Genomic DNA, 15,052 nt, shown 5'->3' with positions numbered 1-15,052 from the left:
AGACACACCAGACATGCCACGCTTCACCATCAAGACGCTCAACGCGATCAGCCACACCGGGCTGTCCCGGCTGCCGAAGGACGACTTCGAGGTGTCGTCCGACGCGGCGAGCCCGGACGCGCTGATGCTGCGCTCTGCCAACCTGCACGCGGTCGAGATCCCGCCGTCGGTGCTGGCCGTGGCGCGCGCCGGTGCGGGCACGAACAACATCCCGATCGCCGACTACTCGGCGCGGGGCATCCCGGTGTTCAACACGCCGGGCGCCAACGCGAACGCAGTGAAGGAACTCGTGGTCGCCGCGCTGTTCCTCGCCGCGCGCAACATCGTCCCCGCCGCGTCGTTCGCGCACCGGCTCGACGGTGACGCGGCGTCCATGGACAAGGCGGTGGAGGCCGGCAAGAAGGCCTACGTCGGCTTTGAGCTGCCCGGGCGGACGCTCGGCGTCATCGGCCTGGGCGCGATCGGCGTCGAGGTGGCCAACGCGGCGGCGGGCCTCGGCATGCGGGTGCTCGGCTACGACCCGCAGATCACGGTCGACCACGCGTGGAAGCTGAGTTCCTTCGTCGAGCACGTCACGAACCTCGATCAGCTGTTCAAGCGGGCCGACATCATCACGCTGCACGTCCCGCTGGTGGACGGCACCCGGGGCCTGATCGGCGCCGAGCAGCTGGAGAAGATGCGCAAGTCGGCGGTGCTGATCAACTTCGCGCGCGGCCCGATCGTGGACGAGTCCGCGGTGGTGGACGCGCTGGAGAGCGGCCAGTTGCGCGCCTACATCTGCGACTTCCCTTCCCCCGCACTGAACAAGCGGGACAAGGTGGTCACCCTGCCGCACCTCGGCGCGTCCACGAACGAGGCCGAGGAGAACTGCGCGCGGATGGCCGCGGACGAGCTGCGCGACTTCCTCACCGAGGGCACGATCGCGAACTCGGTGAACTTCCCGAACGCGTCGCTGGCCCGGGCGGAGGGCACGAGCCGGATCGCGATCGCGAACAGCAACGTGCCGAACATGGTGGGCCAGATCTCCACCCTGCTCGCCGAGGCCGGCCTGAACATCGCCGACCTGCTGAACAAGTCCCGCGGCGACCTCGCGTACACCCTGGTCGACGTGGACGGCGAGGTGCCGGACTCGGTGATGGCCGAGATCGCCGCGATCGACGGCGTCCTCTCTTCGCGCGTGATCTGAGCGGGCGAGGCACGGGCTCTCCGATCGGCGGGCGCGGCGCCCTCTACCCTGCTGCTGACCACGGCTCAGGCGACCAGGTCGTCGGGCGCGAAGGGCAGCAGCGCGGAGTCGGTGGCCAGGTGGAGCGGCTCGAGTTCCACCTCGAAGCGGGCACTCGCCTCCGCCAGGAGGCGGGGCCAGGCACGATCGTCGTCGTTCATGTGGTTGTCGCCCGGGCGCGCGAGAAGGATCGCGAACGCGAACTCGTCGCCGAAGTGCGCGAGCAGCGCCAGCAGCGACTCCGCGTCCTCGCTGGTCGGGTGGAGCGGAACGCCGCTGATCTCGTGAAGGACGGGCACCGCACGGCGATCGGCGTCGAGGAAGACGATGTAGAGGCGCCGCTCCGTGAACCCCAGCGGGTGCATCAGCTCCTGCCAGTACTGGTACAGGTCGGTGGGGGTGAGGATCGGCCGCTCGAGAAGATCACTGTTCATGCCCGTCATCCTCGGCAGCGGTGGTCCGGACCGCTCAGTCGTCCACAGGGCCGGCCGGGCGTACGGTCGCTGTCCACAGGGGACGATTGGCTGAACGCCACGGGCGGGTGAAGCCACACGTGACGGTGTGACCACAGCCGCGTGACCCGATGCGCGCGGGCTCCGCCGACCGCCTTGACTCTGCCACGATGTCAGGGTGTGCGCTGCTGCCATGGACGGCTTGCTCCAGATCGGGATCTTCTCCCGGCTGGCCCACACCAGCGTGCGGATGCTGCGCCACTACGGCGAGCACGGCCTGCTGAGCCCCGCCTGGGTGGACCCGGACTCCGGCTACCGGTACTACCGGGCCGGTCAGCTGGACGAGGCGGGACGGATCACCGTCCTGCGGGACGCGGGGTTCGCGGTGGCCGAGATGGCTGGTGTGCTGGCTGCCTTCGACGATCCGTCCGCCCTTGCCGTTCACGTGGAGTCCCAGCGCGGGAAGATCGCCCTCGAACGCGATCGGCTGGCGCAGCGACTCGCCGCGATCGAGCGGCTGACCGTACTCACGAAGGAGAAGTCCGTGACGATCGGGATCCGGACGCTGAGCCTGCCGGCGATGACCGTCGCCGCCGTCCGGGACGTGATCGGCAGCTACGCCGACGAGGGCGAGTTGTGGCAGCGTCTGGCACCGCAGGTGTACGCCGACTCGACGAACGTGCCGCCCGGGGCGATCTGCGGAGCCACCTTCCACGACGAGGAGTACCAGGACACCGACGTGGACGTGGAGGTCTGGCAGCAGGTCGACCCGGCCTTCGTGGCCCGGCCGCCGGTCGTCTGCCGTCCGGTCGACGCGCAGGAGGTGGTCAGCGCGACCCTGCGCGGCAGCTACGACCGGATGCCGGGGGTGACCTCAGCCCTCGGCGCCCACGTCGCCGGGCGCGACCTCACCACGGGCACCATGTTCAACATCTACCGGGTCGGCCCCTCGCAGGACCCTGACCCTGCCCACTGGGTGACCGACGTCTGCCTGCCGATCGTGAAGGAGTGAGCCATGGCGAAGATCGACTTCAAGCGGACCCTGCCCTGCTACCAGGCCCGCGCGGGCCGCTTCGACGTGCTGGACATCGGCCCACTGCGTTACCTGATGATCGACGGCCACGGCGACCCGAATGCCGGCGGACCGTTCGCCGAGGCGGTCACCGCACTGTTCAGCGTCGGTTATCCGCTGAAGTTCGCCTCAAAGAACCAGCTCGGACGCGACTATGCCGTGATGCCGCTGGAGGGACTGTGGTCGGCGGCCGACCCGTCCGTGTTCACCACCTCTCTGGACAAGGCGTCCTGGGACTGGACGCTGCTGATGCTCGTCCCCGACTGGATCGACGAGGCGATGTTCGCCTCGGCCGTCGCGGGCGCCCGGACGAAAGCGGGACTGGCCGTCGACCGGCTGCGGCTGGAGACCCTGGACGAGGGTCGCTGCGTCCAGACCCTGCACGTCGGGCCGTTCGACGACGAGGGCGAGGTGCTCCGCCGGCTGCACGAGGAGTTCCTGCCCACCAACCGGCTGCGTCCGACCGGACGGCACCACGAGATCTACCTGTCCGACATCACCCGGACAGCGCCGGACAAGCTGCGAACCATCCTGCGGCAGCCGGTGGCCGCACTCGCCTGAGCATCCGGACGCGTGCGCTGCCGCTGAGTGTGAGTTGGTGCACCAAACACGGTGTGCCAACTCACACCAGCCACCTCGTACGCTCCGTCGACGACAGTGCTCTCAGGCAGGTCGGGCCTATTCGCTCATCTGTGTGTTTCTGCTTCGGCAACCCGCTTCTGGTCGGGCATTCGACCTCTGCACTCCTTGGAGGAAATGTCAGAGGCGGGTGTCAGGATGGAGTCATGATCGAGACGGTGATGGAGCAGCGGGCTCCGGCGATGGCACGGCTCGAGGCCGCCATCGCCGCGGAGACTGCCGCGCAGGCGGCAAAGGCCCGCGCCATCCTCGATCTCGCGCTGGAACGCGACTGGAGGGACTCCGACGAGTTCGAGATGGTCGGCGAACGCCCGGTCCGCATCGGCGGTGAGGGGACGCCGCTGGTGGACGAGGCGTTGCCGCTGGAGATCGCCGCGCTGTCCGCGACGTCGGTGACCAGCGCCACGCTGCTGGTGCGCGACGTCGTGAACCTGCACGGGCGCCTCCCGTCCGTCTGGCGAGCCGTCGAGGACGGCCGCGTCCCGTTCTGGCGGGCGCGCCAACTCACGCAGCTGGCCGACACGTTCGGGCTCGGCTACGGCGAGTGCCTGCGGGTGGACGCGCTGGTCGAGCCGGCACTCGGCCTGCTCGGCTGGGGACGGGTGCTCACCCGCTTCCGCGCGGCGATCATCGAGGTCGCGCCGGCCAGGGTCACCGCGCACACCGAGCGGTCCCGGCGGTCGCGCCACGTGCACACCGGCGTCTCCGCGGACGACCCGTCGCTGGCCTGGATGTCGGCGCTGGCCGACGCGGCGGACGTGAAGGCGTTCGAGCACCTCCTCGGCCTGGTCACCACGGCGCTGGTCGACCTGGGTGACACAGACCCTGTCGACGTCGTGCGCTCGCGGGCGCTGGGCCGGCTGGCGGATCCCGAGGGCGTGCTCGCTCTGCTGGACGGGGTGGACGACTCGACCCCAGCCGCAGAGCGGGTCGAGAAGCCGAGCAGGCGTCGGCATGCTCCGGTCGCGCAGGTGTACGTCCACGTGGGCAGCGACGTGCTCGAGGAGGGCGGCGCCGCGCGGATCGAGAAGATCGGTCCGGTGCTGGTCGACGAGCTGAGCAACCTGGTGGGCCACCACAGGATCCGGCTCACGCCGGTCGTGTACGTCCACGACGTGGAGCGCGCGGTAGATGCGTACGAGGTCCCCGAGGGGATGCGTGAGTCCGTCCTCGGCCGGGACCGGTACGAGGTCTTCCCGTTCTCGACGAGGGCCGCGCGGGGTTGCGACCAGGACCACACGATCCCGTTCGCGGCCGGCGCCACCGGCCAGACGCGGCCCTCGAACCTCGGCCCGCTGACCCGAGGCGTCCATCGCGGCAAGACCCACGCCGGCTGGAAGCTCGAGCAGCCCCGACCCGGAGTATTCCGATGGACGTCACCGCGCGGCCAGCAGTACCTGGTCGGCCCGGACGGCACCCGCAACGTCACCCCGACCGGGCCGGCGCCTCCGTAGGAGCGTGGGCGCCCTCAGGCCCAGAACACGACGCGCTCTCTACCGGGTGGTTCCGCTACTGGCATGCTGTCGGCCGTGAACGGTTGGCCCTGGCGACGACGCCGCGTCGAGCGTGGCTCAGCCGCGCAACCGACTCCCCTGTCTTCAGACGCTGACGCATGGGTGACGTTCGTCGACCTCCGTGCCGCGATCGACAAACTGTTGGACGCGGCAGAGTCCCAATTCGGGCCCCGGATTCAGTTCCCAGAAGACTTCTACTGGAACGTGCCGTTCACGGAGGCGACCGAGGTGGAGGGCCAGCCCGAACTTGATCTCGGCTCGGTCGTCGACGACGCCGACTCCGTGCGCGAGTTCCTGGCCCAGGACCCATCCGAGGACGTGAGCATCTGGCACGAGGCCGACCACATCGCCGGTGTCCTGCGAGCCATCGCCCGCCGTGACCTCTCATCGACGACGTAGCTGACACCACACGAGCGCGGCAGGCACCGGCCCAGCGCGTCGCCTGTGACCGGTGTTACATCCCAGAATGGTGAGCGGCACTTCCCCCGCGGTGGGGGCCGTGGTCCTACCCCCGGACTCGCAGTACACCGAGCCCGACCGAGTTCAGGAGGGCCTTCGCGGTACTCGTTGCTCGTCGCTGACATCCCGGTTGAGTTGGCGCAAGCGACTCAGCCGCATGGTGGCCTGGCCGTTGCTCTTCATAGTGCTGGCTGCTGCGAGCGCGTGTGCCATGGGTCCGTTGTAGACGACCTCGTGTGGAGTCGCTGGCATCTTGGACAACCTGAGGACGATCAGCGCCGCATCCTCATGGAGGCTGGAAGTCGGACGGACGGCCACCCCGTCCGATCCGAACGTTGCCTTGATCTCGACCTTTCGACCCTGAGCTGTGACGGCGTCGTGTCCGGCCGAGGACGCGGTGACCAAAGTGAGCTCGAACAGTGCTTCAGCTGCGGCCTCACCGAGCGAACCCACGAGGTGTCCGTCCAGAGGGAACTTGCGACCTGGATGCATCTGCTCAAGTTCGGCCACCACGGCGAGAAGTTGCGTGATCAACTCACCGGTCCGGGCGGTGCGCCCAGCAGGGTCAAACACGGTCGACTCGGGCCCCTGATCCACCCCGGGAGGCTACTGGGGATCCATTCGGATTGTCCTGTTCGCGCTTGTTCGGAACCAGAATCCCCTGCTTGCCTCAAGACGAAGAATCAGCGGCTCGTCGCTCTGAACCTCAACCTCGACGTCCACGCCGTTCTCCAGCGACCAGGCGAGATCCTCGGCGTCGACGATGTCATGCCTAGGCATCTCCCTCAGCTGCGTAATCACCTCATCAAGGGCCACATCAAGCTCGCTGCGGCGTGGGTCGTCCGGGGTCACCGCGGAATCGTCCCATACCGACAACACGCCCTGAGTGCGGGCCGAAGCTGACGGGTGACGGCTGGCTGCTGCGGCAATCGGCCTTTGATCGGCGCCAGATCGGCTGTGCTCCAATGGTCGCCCGTGGACGGACCGGTGTCGCTAGAGGAACAGGCCGTCCGGCACTTCTGGCCGTGCGGTGACCGGACCGATGTGCCGGCGCAGCACTCTCAGGGTCTCTTGCGGGCCCAGGTTGCCGTCCACGGCGATCTCGCCGGTTACCCCCAACAGATCACGTTCCCGGTACCACTCCCGCAACCGGTCCGGACCGACCTCAGCCGCCATCGGTCGGCCGGCATGACGTCGCAGGGTCTCTTCCAGGCTGGTGTCGAGGTAGAACACATGGGCAGGGCCGTCGTGTTGGCCGATCAGGTCGCACAGCTCGGGGCCGTAGTGGCCTGAGTGGAGGATGCCCTCGACGATGACGTGGTAACCGATATCAAGGCAGTACCGGGCCGTGTGGGCGATCAACCCGATGTTGTCGCCGTTCGGACGATCCTGCTCACGCAGCACCACGCGACGCAGATGGTCCTGGCCGATGTTGGCGGTGCCGCGCCCCATGGCGAGTTGAAGGTCGTGCGCCAGGGTGGTCCTTCCCGAACCCGAGTTGCCCCGGATGACCACCAGATGCTGCGACATCGACACACCCTGACCATAGCGATCAGTCGCCCGCAGGAGACTCGACACCAACCGCGCCCGGCGCGTCCGTCGACGCGGTCCCAGAAACCCGCACACCGGCACAATCCTCTGAGGCGCCCACAGCAAGGCGGGCAACACCCGGTGAGCAGAGCGGCCTGGAGGGCTTCGGCGAGGGCGACATGGCCGCCCGACTTGTGTGACCGACCCACATTCAGGCGCCTGGATCCTCAGCCCGCGGCCAGCCCACTGCCTCGCCAGCCCCCTCGCGTGATACCACCCTGGTATCATTACGTCATGGCGATGACCCTGCGGCTGACTCCCGAAGACGAACGGGCCCTCACCCTCTTGGCCGAGGCCGAGGGTGTGAGCAAGCAGGAGGCGACCGTGCGTGCGATCCACGAGGCGGCGTCCCGCCGGGTGCGCCGCGACAAGGTCGCCGTACTCTCGGCCTCGGCCAGGGAGCGCTACGCCGACCTGCTCGACCGCCTCGGCCAGTGATCGAACACCTCGGCCTTGAGGACGTGCTCAGCCTGATCCACGACCTGGGCGTGGGCCCGGTCCGGGACATCGGACTGCTCGACTCAGCCGTCCACCGGCCGCAGGCCACAGTGTTCGGTGAGGACGCCTACCCCGGCATCGACGAGAAGGCGGCGGTCCTGCTGGAATCGCTGGTCTGCAACCACTCCCTCGTCGACGGCAACAAGCGCATCGGTTGGCTGGCCACCGTGGTCTTCTACGGACTCAACGACATCACCCTCGACGCCGCCGACGACGACGCCTACGACCTGGTCATCGCCCTAGCCAGCGGCGCCACCACCTACCAGCACGCGGCGGATCTGCTCGCCCGATGGCACTGACCGACCGCAACGAAGCATCAGCGGAGCGGCCCGGAGTACTTGCCCCGCTCTTCTCAGACATCGGGTCAGACATCGTTCCCGCGCGGCAGCTCTCCCCGCCTATGATCCGCGGGTGCCCACCATCGCGCTCATGCCCTTCGATCCGGACATCGACGCCGAACCTCTCATCGCCTTCCTGGCGTCCAACACCTTCGCCTTCCACATCGAGCCCTCGGTCAGTGAGCAGGACGCTCGCGCCAAGGTGGCTGATGGCCGCTACTGGTCGGACGACAGCGCCGGCTACTGGGTGCTTGCGGGCGAGGCACGGGTCGGCATCGCCGTGCTGAATGACCTGACGGACATCGACGGTGGCGGTGCCCCGCTGTTCGACCTGAGGTTGGGCCAGGACTACCGCGGCCGGGGCCTCGGTGAGTCCGTGCTCCGGGCGCTCACAAGCCTGGTCTTCCAGAACTACCCCGCGCTGCGTCGCTTCGAGGGCCAGACCCGCGAGGACAACCTGGCAATGCGCCGGACATTCCTCCGGGCGGGCTGGGTGAAGGAGGCCCACTACCGCGAGGCCTGGCCGGTCGAAGGCGCGGAGCCGAAGGCCTCGATCGCCTACGGCATCCTGCGCCACGACTGGGAATCCGGCACAACGACACCGGTGCAATGGGACGACCTGCCATCTGACGTGTGAGAAGGTCTCGGAGGTCTAGTCCCACGAGGCCGGGTTCGGGCGCACCACGTGCCGACAGAGACGATCGCCAGGGGCCGATGGTGTGAGTTGGTCCACCAAACACGGTGTGCGGATTCACACCCTCGCCCGGAAAGCCGACGCTCATCGAGCATCGGGCGCGACGCGGGCGCCGCATTCCCGGAGGACCTGGTCGATCTTCGCCAGTTCGCGGCGACGCCAGGCGGGCACATATGACTGCCCGGGCGGTGTGACCGACGCCAGGTTCAGGCCCCAGAAGAGCTTGTCGTAGCACCGGTTGGCCCGCCGCCCGGAGAAGCCCATCGGAACGCCGAGCGCCCTCGTCAGGTCATCGAGCGCGTTCCACGCGTTGATCACCACCTCGATCTCCTCGCGCGACATCCGGGAACCCACCACGGCCCGGGCGCGATCCACGTCCACCGAGCCGGCCATCTCCTCGTCGATCGGAATCCCGTCCTGCCCCAGATCCGCAACCAGCACGGATCGCTCGGCATACAGCGGGTGAGCACCGCCGTGTCGGTATGCCGGGTCCTCATCGGCGGGCGGATCGGAGTAGAGCACGGCGTACCAGTAATCGCTGCCCCGCAGTCGCAGGCCCATCAGACCCGCGGTCAGGTGCGGCGGCCGAACGGCATCGTGGGACATCGTCCGCTCCTTTCGAAGGCCTCGTCCGGCGCTGGCTGCTGTGGTGCGGCGGCCGACCGGCATCCTGTCAGAAGGAGAACGGCGAGAAGCGGTAGAGGAACACGGCCATTGCGAGCAGCAGGACTCCGGGCGCGCAGCCGATCAACAGACCCGCGCCCCTCGACCTGGTCCGGCGGGCGAACAACAGGACAACCCCGATGAGCAGCGTTGCCACCAGGACGACGAAGAAGGCCTGTCCCCAATCACTGAGGAGGGAGATGAACGCGATCAGGGACACCGCGAGCCCGAACACCAGGCCGGACACCATCCGGGATGTGCTCTCGTCCATGTCGCTCCTCCAAGGTCGCCGCTGTCACGCTAGCGGCTCCGGATGCCGGAGGTGCCGGATCAGCCCATCCTCGCCGTGCCCCGCTCACCCTCAGCCCGCGGCCAGCCACTGCCTCGCCAGCCGGATCCTCGCCTCCACCTGCTCCGTCGTGGCCTGCGCGAGGGACGGACCGCCGGCCTCCCTGCGCAGGCCCGCGTGGACGTGGCTGTGCGGCACTCCTCGGACCCTCGCCACCTGCGAGACCAGGCTGTTCAACTCCTTGCGGCGTCCCTCCAACGCCCGGAACAGGCTGGCCTCCGCCGGCTCCCGCTCGCGCTTCGCCCTCCGATCCGACCGTGCCACCTGCCGGCGCTGCCTCTCTGCCAGCAGGGACGCCACCTGGTCCGGCTCCAGCAACCCCGGCAGGCCCAGGTAGTCGGCCTCGTCCGCGCTCGTCGGCTCGGCCTGCATGCCGTAGGCGTGGGCGTCGAACAGGACGTGGTCGAAGATCGCGTTCGCCTCCAGCGTCTCCTGCTCCCCCTCCAGGTCGGCGCTGCGCCGCGTCCGGTTCGCCTCGGCGAGCAGCGCCTCCTCCTCGCCCCACAGCTCGTCGTCGTGCTTCGGCCGCCCCAGCACATGGTCCCGCTGCCGCTCCAGTGCCCCCGCGTGCGCCAGCAGGATCGGCACCGTCGGCAGGAACACGCTCGCCAGCTCCCCCCGCCGCCGGCTGCGGACGAACCGACCCACCGCTTGGGCGAAGAACAGCGGCGTCGACGTCGCCGTCGCGTACACCCCCACCGCCAGCCTCGGCACGTCCACCCCCTCCGACACCATCCGCACCGCCACCATCCAGCGGTCCTCGGACGCCGCGAACTGCTCGATCCGCCGGCTCGCCCCCGGGTCGTCCGACAGCACCACCGTCGGCTTCTCCCCGCACACCCCCTCCAGCGCCCGCGCGTACGCGCGGGCCTGTCTTTGGTCGCTGGCGATCACCAGGCCTCCCGCGTCCGGCACGTGCCGGCGCACCTCCGTCAGCCTCCGGTCCGCCGCCCTCAGCACCGCCGGCATCCACTCCCCCGCCGGGTCCAGCGCCGTACGCCACGCCTGCGCCGTGACCTCCTTCGTCAGCGGCTCACCCAGGTTCACCGCGAGTTCGTCGCCCGCCCGTGTCCTCCAGCGCATCCCCCCGCCGTACGCGAGGAACACCACCGGACGCACCACGTGGTCCCGCAGCGCCTCCGCGTACCCGTACGTGTAGTCCGCCACCGACCGGCGGATCCCGTCCGCCTCCTCCACGTACGTCACGAACGGGATCGGCGTGGCGTCCGAGCGGAACGGCGTCCCCGTCAGCGACAGCCGGCGCGTGGCCAGCGCGAACGCCTGCGCCACCGCCTCGCCCCAGCTCAGCGCGTCCCCGGCGTGGTGGACCTCGTCGAAGATCACCAGCGTCCTCGCGTTCGCCGTCCGCGCCTCGTACGCGAACGTGGCCGCCGCGACCCCCGCGTACGTGACCGCCTGGCCCTGGAACTGTCGCGACCGGCCCCGCCTGCTGCCGCCCAGCCCCGGATCGAGCCGCAACCCCACCTTCGCCGCCGCGTCCGCCCACTGCACCTTCAGGTGCTCGGTCGGCGTGACCACGATCACCTGCTCGATCGCGCGCGCGTCCAGCAGGTCCGTCGCCACCCGCAGCGCGAAGGTCGTCTTGCCCGCCCCTGGCGTCGCGACCGCGAGGAAGTCCCGCTGGCCCAGCGCGTTGTAGCGGGCCAGCGCCTCCGCCTGCCACGCCCGCAGCCTGGACGCCGTGCCCCACGCGGCCCGCCCCGGGAACGCCGGCGACAGGTCGTCAATCGGCACGGCTCACCTCCCGGGTCGTCGCTTCAACAACAGGACGGCGAGCCCGATCCCGACCAGGTCGGCCAGGGCATCGAACGGGTCCCCGTCCCGGTACGGGACGAACCTCCACTGGACCAGCTCGCTCACGACAGCATGGACGGCGAACACGCCCGCGACCAACCCGACGCGCCGCGTGAGACGGCCCAGCAGGTACACCGGAACGGCGAACAGCAGAACATGTACCACCTTGTCAGCGCCCGGTAGCCACGGCAGCTCGAGGCTGCCGTCCGGGTTGCCCGGCAGGTAGATCGCCACCAGGTGGACTGCCACGGCGAGCACGGCGAGTGCCCAGAACAAGCGGTCGTCGGCCCTTCGTGACGCTCGCTCCGCTCGCTCCTCAGGGACCGTCTCCTCCTCAGCGCTCCCTGAGGAGCTGGCTCCTGAGCTTGCGGAGGGGGCAGCGTCACGACGCGCGCCCGCCACCTGCTCCTCCTCAGGCAAGCTTCTCGAGGATCAGCTCGCGGACGCGGGCAGCGTCGGCCTGGCCGCGCATGTCCTTCATCACCGCGCCGATCAGGGCACCGGCGGCCTGGAGCTTGCCGTCCCTGATCCGGTCGGCGACGTCGGGGTTCGCCGCGATCGCCGCGTCCACCGCTGCGGACAGCGCACCGTCGTCCGACACCACCGCCAGGCCACGGGACGCGACCACCTCCGTCGGCGTCCCCTCCCCGGCCAGCACGCCCTCGATCACCTGGCGGGCCAGCTTGTCGTTCACCGTGCCCGCGTCCACCAGTGCCTGAACCTCGGCGACCTGGCCCGGAGTGATCGCCAGCCCCGCCAGCTCGACCCCCGCCTCGTTGGCCCGCCGCGCCAGCTCGGTCGTCCACCACTTCCGCGCCGACTGCGCCCCCGCACCGGCGGCGACCGTCGCCTCGACCAGGTCCAGCGCGCCGGCGTTCACCACGTCCTGCAGCTCCAGGTCGGTGAAGCCCCACGCCTCCTGCAGCCGCGCCCTGCGCAGTTGCGGCTTCTCGGGCAGTGTGGCCCGCAGCTCCTCCACCCACTCCCTGCTCGGCGCGACCGGCACCAGGTCGGGCTCGGGGAAGTACCGGTAGTCCTCGGCCTGCTCCTTCGAACGGCCCGCCGTGGTGTAGCCCTCCTCGTGCCAGTGCCGCGTCTCCTGGTGGACCTTGCCACCGGCGCCCAGCACCGCCGCCTGCCGCTGGATCTCGTACGTCAGGGCCCGCTCCACGCTGCGCAGCGAGTTCACGTTCTTCGTCTCCGTGCGCAGGCCCAGCTCGGTGGCGCCCTTCGGCATCAGCGACACGTTCGCGTCGCACCGCAGCGAGCCCTGCTCCATCCGCACGTCCGACACCCCGAGGCTCAGCATCAGGTCGCGCAGGTACGACACGTACGCCTTCGCCACCTGTGGGGCCTTCGCCCCCGTGCCGCGGATCGGGCGGGTCACGATCTCGATCAGCGGCGTTCCGGCCCGGTTGTAGTCGACCAGCGAGTACTCCGCGTCCCCGATCCGCCCGGTGACGCCGCCGGCGTGGACGAGCTTGCCCGCGTCCTCCTCCATGTGCGCGCGCTCGACCTCGATCCGGAACGTCTCCCCGTCCACCTCCAGGTCGACCCAGCCGTCGAACGCGATCGGCTCGTCGTACTGCGAGGTCTGGAAGTCCTTCGTCATGTCCGGGTAGAAGTAGTTCTTCCTCGCGAACCGGCACCACTCCGCGATCTGGCAGTTCAGCGCCAGCCCGATCCGGATCGCCGACTCGATCGCCTTCGCGTTCACCACCGGCAGCGAGCCCGGAAGGCCCAGGCACACCGGGCAGGTCTGCGTGTTCGGCTCGGCGCCGAACGCGTTCGCGCACCCGCAGAACATCTTGGACGCCGTGTTCAGCTCGACGTGCACCTCCAGCCCGAGGACCGGGTCGAAGGACGCGAGCGCGTCGTCGTAGTCGACCAGCTGGACGCTCATGCCCTGCCTCCCACCTTCAGGTACGCCCCCGCCGCCGAGTCGGCCAGCTGGTCGAGCAGGCCGCCGCCCCAGCGGGACGCCAGCTCGCGCTCGAGCGCAGCCCCCACCCGGTACAGCCGGTCGTCGGCCAGCGCGGGCGCCATCACCTGGAACCCGACCGGCAGCCCGTCCTCCGGGCTGAGCCCGCACGGGATCGACGCCGCGCAGTTCCCGGCCAGGTTGGACGGGATCGTGCACAGGTCGGCCTTGTACATCGCCAGCGGGTCGTCCACCCGCTCCCCGATCCGGAACGCCGTGGTCGGCGTCGTCGGCGACACCAGCACGTCCACGGTCGCGAACGCGGCGTCGAAGTCGCGCGAGATCAGCGTCCGCACCTTCTGCGCGGACCCGTAGTAGGCGTCGTAGTAGCCCGACGACAGCGCGTAGGTGCCGATGATGATCCGCCGCTTCGCCTCGGCGCCGAAACCGGACCCGCGGGTGAGGTTCATCACCTCCTCGGTGCTGTGCAGGCCGTCGTCGCCCACCCGCAACCCGTACCGCATCGCGTCGAAGCGGGCCAGGTTGCTGGACACCTCGCTCGGCATGATCAGGTAGTAGGCGGCCAGCGCGTACTCGAAGTGCGGGCAGGAGACCTCGACGATCTCCGCGCCGAGCCCCTCCAGGATCGCCAGCGACTCGGTGAACCGCTGCTCGACGCCCGGCTGGTAGCCCTCGCCCCCGAACTCCTTCACCACTCCGATCCGCATGCCCGCGATGTCGCCACTGCGGGCCGCGCCGACCACGTCCGAGACCGGCGCGTTGATGGACGTGGAGTCCCGGTGGTCCCAGCCGGCGATGACGCTGTGCAGCAGCGCGGCGTCCAGGACGGTGCGCGCGCACGGGCCGGGCGTGTCGAGCGAGGACGCCATCGCGACCACGCCGTAGCGGGAGGTCGCCCCGTACGTGGGTTTCACCCCGACGGTTCCCGTGACCGACGCCGGCTGGCGAATCGAGCCGCCCGTGTCCGTGCCGATCGCCAGCGGCGCCTCGAAGGACGCCAGCGCGGCGGCCGAACCGCCGCCCGAACCGCCCGGGATCCTCGTCGTGTCCCACGGGTTGTGGGTGGTGAAGTAGCCGGAGTTCTCCGTCGAGGACCCCATCGCGAACTCGTCCATGTTGGTCTTGCCGAGGACGACCACGCCCGCGTCCACGAGCTTGTCGGTGATCGTGGAGTTGTACGGCGGCAGCCAGCCCTCGAGGATCCGCGAGCCGCACGTCGTCGGCATCCCGACCATCGTGAAGATGTCCTTCATCGCCAGCGGGACGCCCGCCAGCAGCCCCAGCTCCTCGCCCGCGGCCCTGCGCGCGTCCACCGCGTCCGCCGCGGCCAGGGCCTGGTCGGACGCGACGTGCAGGAACGCCTGCACGCGCTCGTCCACCGCGCCGATCTGGTCGAGGTGCGCCTGGGTGACCTCCCGCGCGCTGACCTCGCCGGACGCGACCTGCGCGGCCAGTTCAGCCGCGGTACTCCTCAGCACGCTCATGCCTCCTCCGCCAGGATCCGGGGGACGCGGAAGCGTCCGTCCTCGACGGCGGGGGCTGCGGCCAGCACGTCGGCGGCCGGCAGGGACGGGGTGACCACGTCCGGCCGGAACACGTTGACCAGCGGCAGCGCGTGCGAGGTCGGCGGCACGTCGGCCGTCGCGAGCTCTGCGACGCTCGCCACCGACGTGAGGATCACGTCCAGCTGGGGAGCGAGGTGCGCCAGTTCTTCATCGGTCAGCCGGATTCGGGCCAGCGCCCCGAGTCGGGCCACGTCGGCGGCAGTCAAGGCCAAGGCGAACTCCTGTAGCGACCGCGGG

Annotated in this window: 19 protein-coding genes; 8 read left to right on the top strand and 11 right to left on the bottom strand. The window is 69.9% G+C overall.

Translation table 11 applies throughout. The features are described 5' to 3' along the window. The first annotated feature begins 13 nt into the window (after positions 1 to 13). Positions 14 to 1,186, top strand: a complete 1,173-nt coding sequence (locus QM779_RS04165) for a phosphoglycerate dehydrogenase (RefSeq protein ID WP_428532035.1) — start codon at positions 14 to 16, stop codon at positions 1,184 to 1,186. Positions 1,187 to 1,251: 65 nt separating this feature from the next. Here the strand turns inward: QM779_RS04165 and QM779_RS04160 are convergent, their stop codons facing one another. Continuing rightward, positions 1,252 to 1,659 carry a hypothetical protein gene (locus QM779_RS04160; RefSeq protein WP_428532032.1) on the bottom strand — a complete coding sequence of 136 codons (408 nt, stop codon included), beginning with the start codon at positions 1,657 to 1,659 and terminating at the stop codon, positions 1,252 to 1,254. A 211-nt stretch (positions 1,660 to 1,870) separates the two neighbouring features. Here QM779_RS04160 and QM779_RS04155 point away from each other — a divergent pair, with 211 nt between their 5' ends. The 4 genes from QM779_RS04155 (at position 1,871) to QM779_RS04140 (ending at position 5,301) form a co-directional block, all read left to right on the top strand. Continuing rightward, on the top strand, positions 1,871 to 2,689 hold the full coding sequence (locus QM779_RS04155; RefSeq protein WP_428532029.1) for a MerR family transcriptional regulator: 819 nt from the start codon (positions 1,871 to 1,873) through the stop codon (positions 2,687 to 2,689). Between the two features lie 3 nt (positions 2,690 to 2,692). Next, the gene (locus tag QM779_RS04150) at positions 2,693 to 3,310 is read left to right on the top strand and encodes a GyrI-like domain-containing protein (RefSeq protein WP_428532026.1); all 618 of its coding nucleotides are present in this window, start codon (positions 2,693 to 2,695) and stop codon (positions 3,308 to 3,310) included. 224 nt (positions 3,311 to 3,534) lie between these two features. Then, entirely contained in the window at positions 3,535 to 4,842 is a 1,308-nt protein-coding gene (locus tag QM779_RS04145) for a hypothetical protein (protein WP_428532023.1), read from the top strand. A 63-nt stretch (positions 4,843 to 4,905) separates the two neighbouring features. After that, positions 4,906 to 5,301: a hypothetical protein gene (locus QM779_RS04140; RefSeq protein WP_428532020.1), complete on the top strand. Its 396-nt coding sequence runs from the start codon at positions 4,906 to 4,908 to the stop codon at positions 5,299 to 5,301. Positions 5,302 to 5,445: 144 nt separating this feature from the next. Here QM779_RS04140 and QM779_RS04135 read toward each other — a convergent pair whose 3' ends face one another. The 3 genes from QM779_RS04135 to QM779_RS04125 form a co-directional block, all read right to left on the bottom strand. Continuing rightward, positions 5,446 to 5,958: a DUF6998 domain-containing protein gene (locus QM779_RS04135; RefSeq protein WP_428532017.1), complete on the bottom strand. Its 513-nt coding sequence runs from the start codon at positions 5,956 to 5,958 to the stop codon at positions 5,446 to 5,448. Positions 5,959 to 5,967: 9 nt separating this feature from the next. After that, positions 5,968 to 6,213, bottom strand: coding sequence for a hypothetical protein (locus tag QM779_RS04130; protein WP_428532014.1), 246 nt, complete (start codon positions 6,211 to 6,213; stop codon positions 5,968 to 5,970). Positions 6,214 to 6,354: 141 nt separating this feature from the next. Then, positions 6,355 to 6,891 carry an AAA family ATPase gene (locus tag QM779_RS04125; RefSeq protein WP_428532011.1) on the bottom strand — a complete coding sequence of 179 codons (537 nt, stop codon included), beginning with the start codon at positions 6,889 to 6,891 and terminating at the stop codon, positions 6,355 to 6,357. Between the two features lie 294 nt (positions 6,892 to 7,185). Here QM779_RS04125 and QM779_RS04120 point away from each other — a divergent pair, with 294 nt between their 5' ends. The 3 genes from QM779_RS04120 (at position 7,186) to QM779_RS04110 (ending at position 8,424) form a co-directional block, all read left to right on the top strand. Next, positions 7,186 to 7,389: a CopG family transcriptional regulator gene (locus tag QM779_RS04120; RefSeq protein ID WP_428532008.1), complete on the top strand. Its 204-nt coding sequence runs from the start codon at positions 7,186 to 7,188 to the stop codon at positions 7,387 to 7,389. Continuing rightward, positions 7,386 to 7,748, top strand: a complete 363-nt coding sequence (locus tag QM779_RS04115; RefSeq protein ID WP_428532005.1) for a type II toxin-antitoxin system death-on-curing family toxin — start codon at positions 7,386 to 7,388, stop codon at positions 7,746 to 7,748. Before QM779_RS04120 ends, QM779_RS04115 begins: the two co-directional genes overlap by 4 nt. Before the next feature lie 112 nt (positions 7,749 to 7,860). Next, positions 7,861 to 8,424 carry a GNAT family N-acetyltransferase gene (locus QM779_RS04110; protein ID WP_428532002.1) on the top strand — a complete coding sequence of 188 codons (564 nt, stop codon included), beginning with the start codon at positions 7,861 to 7,863 and terminating at the stop codon, positions 8,422 to 8,424. Positions 8,425 to 8,565: 141 nt separating this feature from the next. Here QM779_RS04110 and QM779_RS04105 read toward each other — a convergent pair whose 3' ends face one another. From QM779_RS04105 to gatC, 7 genes are all read right to left on the bottom strand, one after another. Beyond that, positions 8,566 to 9,087: a hypothetical protein gene (locus tag QM779_RS04105; RefSeq protein ID WP_428531999.1), complete on the bottom strand. Its 522-nt coding sequence runs from the start codon at positions 9,085 to 9,087 to the stop codon at positions 8,566 to 8,568. A 67-nt stretch (positions 9,088 to 9,154) separates the two neighbouring features. Beyond that, the gene (locus tag QM779_RS04100) at positions 9,155 to 9,415 is read right to left on the bottom strand and encodes a hypothetical protein (protein ID WP_428531996.1); all 261 of its coding nucleotides are present in this window, start codon (positions 9,413 to 9,415) and stop codon (positions 9,155 to 9,157) included. Positions 9,416 to 9,505: 90 nt separating this feature from the next. Next, positions 9,506 to 11,248, bottom strand: coding sequence for a DEAD/DEAH box helicase (locus QM779_RS04095; RefSeq protein ID WP_428531993.1), 1,743 nt, complete (start codon positions 11,246 to 11,248; stop codon positions 9,506 to 9,508). 3 nt (positions 11,249 to 11,251) lie between these two features. Continuing rightward, on the bottom strand, positions 11,252 to 11,566 hold the full coding sequence (locus tag QM779_RS04090; RefSeq protein ID WP_428531990.1) for a hypothetical protein: 315 nt from the start codon (positions 11,564 to 11,566) through the stop codon (positions 11,252 to 11,254). A 154-nt stretch (positions 11,567 to 11,720) separates the two neighbouring features. Then, a complete protein-coding gene (gatB, locus tag QM779_RS04085; protein ID WP_428531987.1) occupies positions 11,721 to 13,211 on the bottom strand; it encodes an Asp-tRNA(Asn)/Glu-tRNA(Gln) amidotransferase subunit GatB in 1,491 nt (496 codons plus the stop codon). Continuing rightward, positions 13,208 to 14,734, bottom strand: coding sequence for an Asp-tRNA(Asn)/Glu-tRNA(Gln) amidotransferase subunit GatA (gene gatA / locus QM779_RS04080; RefSeq protein ID WP_428531984.1), 1,527 nt, complete (start codon positions 14,732 to 14,734; stop codon positions 13,208 to 13,210). Before gatA ends, gatB begins: the two co-directional genes overlap by 4 nt. Further along, positions 14,731 to 15,027 (bottom strand): Asp-tRNA(Asn)/Glu-tRNA(Gln) amidotransferase subunit GatC, encoded by a 297-nt coding sequence (gatC, locus tag QM779_RS04075; RefSeq protein WP_428531981.1) that lies wholly within the window; start codon positions 15,025 to 15,027, stop codon positions 14,731 to 14,733. Before gatC ends, gatA begins: the two co-directional genes overlap by 4 nt. Positions 15,028 to 15,052: the final 25 nt, after the last annotated feature.

The organism is Propionicimonas sp. (assembly GCF_049840635.1).
Classification (GTDB): domain Bacteria; phylum Actinomycetota; class Actinomycetes; order Propionibacteriales; family Propionibacteriaceae; genus Propionicimonas.
Note: the sequence above shows the minus strand (reverse complement) of the source record. Positions and strands in the feature narration are given on the sequence as shown.